The 1,640-nt window shown below is 56.1% G+C and carries 2 protein-coding genes and 1 pseudogene; 1 reads left to right on the top strand and 2 read right to left on the bottom strand.

What is annotated here, in order from left to right; all coding sequences use genetic code 11:
- Positions 1 to 621 (top strand): peptidase C39 (locus tag ABX962_RS35740; RefSeq protein WP_372726411.1); only part of this gene is annotated, 621 nt, incomplete at its 5' end.
- A 106-nt stretch (positions 622 to 727) separates the two neighbouring features.
- On the opposite strand, the gene ABX962_RS35735 is transcribed toward ABX962_RS35740, so the two are convergent.
- Positions 728 to 1,093 carry a hypothetical protein gene (locus ABX962_RS35735; RefSeq protein ID WP_372726410.1) on the bottom strand — a complete coding sequence of 122 codons (366 nt, stop codon included), beginning with the start codon at positions 1,091 to 1,093 and terminating at the stop codon, positions 728 to 730.
- A 259-nt stretch (positions 1,094 to 1,352) separates the two neighbouring features.
- Positions 1,353 to 1,640 (bottom strand): annotated as a pseudogene (locus ABX962_RS35730) (hypothetical protein); the annotation flags it as partial.

Genomic DNA, 1,640 nt, shown 5'->3' with positions numbered 1-1,640 from the left:
TTTGCGGCGTTGGCGGCGGGATGGGCATGGCGGTTACCCAACACACCTCGATGGCGTCGTGGATCCCTTGCCATACTGTTGGCCCTCAGTTCTTTCGCCGCGATCAATTGGCCGCTGCTGTCGATCGCAGTCCGGCCGCCACCGCAGGGCGGCAATGACTGGGAAAACGGGGTGGCGATGCAAACATCTTGGGCCACATGTAGCCCTGCGGCCGCCGCGACCCTGTTTCGTGCCGAAGGGATCGATGTTACGGAATCGCAAATGATTCCCCTGTGCCTGACCGATGCTAGTGGCACTCCGACGCTAGGGTTGTATCGCGGCGTGAAGTTGATTTCCCAGCAGCACGACCAAGTGGTGGAAGTCCTAGATGAAACGCTTGAGGAATTACTTCACAACAATGATTGGCCAGTCCTGCTGGCGGTCGAGCTACCTTACGGCGTCGAAGATCGCCGCTATGCGGACCAATGGGGCTGGATCCCAGGAATGGGGCATTCCGTGGTTGCGTTGGAAAAACGTCCCGACGGCAGCCTGCTGATCGCCGATCCATCCGTCGGACTTGAATTATGGACTCCGCGTGATCTGCAGGTGTTATGGCATGGCAGCGGAATGCGAGTCAAATAAACCATCGTCAATTCAACCATCGATCCTCGCTCGTTGCATGATCGTGGATCAATGTCCTTTTCAAACCGCGGTTTACTCAGGTGACCAGCTTACTCAGGTGACCAGCTTACTCGGGTGACGGTACGCCTGGTTGGATGTCCTCGACTCCTTTGGGCTCTTGCTTGTCACGAGCAACATCAGGATCACTCAAATCATTTAGCTTTAACGTCAGCTCTTCCTCGGCGTCTTGGACAATCGCTTCCGCCTCGCGTTTCGCGTCGCGAACTTCCGCCGCCGCTTCCTCACGAGCATCGGCGATGATATCAACCGCCTCCTCTTCGGATTCCGCAACAATTTCTGCAGCACGCTCACGCGCGGACTCGAGTTTCTCTTGAGCTTGTTCCGCCTCTTCTCGCGGTGTGGTCGGTTCGCCTTGACAGCCCACGCAACAAACAGTCAACGCCGCGGTCGCAGCAAAGTGAATTATTTTCATGGCAGTATTGAGACTTGAATATTGCGACGATCCCCGTCGCAATCGAAGGAATTGGAAACCAAGGTCAAACAGCTGACCTCGGGGAAATGTCATCATCGGTAGTTGCCAAGCGGGTTCGCCGATGAGGGGGAATACGTATTTTGTCAGAGCAAAACATCCGCATTGGTCGCTGCGTAAATCGCCAAGACCGTCCGTTGTACTTGCCGAATGTTTCGAATCGCTCGCGTGAGTGCCGCTACCATCATTGCGAAACGCAGCACTAGTCGGCGACGGCTTCGAGAATCTCGCGGAGCCGAGGGTCGCCGGTTGCCCGCTTCGCGACACGGACATCGGCTTTGAGCTTGACCATCGCATCATTGGCTCGGCTGACGACGTTGTCTGCGTTGGTGAAATGACGCCAGATCGCTTGGTTTGCTTCGAGATGAAATTGCACCCAATTTGCATCCGACAAGTGCTCCATTCGCTGGCTGGTGTAGCGATCGAGGTCGACTCGTCCTGCGGTGCTCGGTGCAGTACGAGTTTCGACGGCACCTGATTCACGGATAAC

This window comes from Novipirellula sp., assembly GCF_041583735.1.
Lineage (GTDB): Bacteria > Planctomycetota > Planctomycetia > Pirellulales > Pirellulaceae > Novipirellula.
The sequence above is the reverse complement of the archived record's forward strand: the minus strand, read 5'-3'. Positions and strand labels throughout refer to the sequence as shown.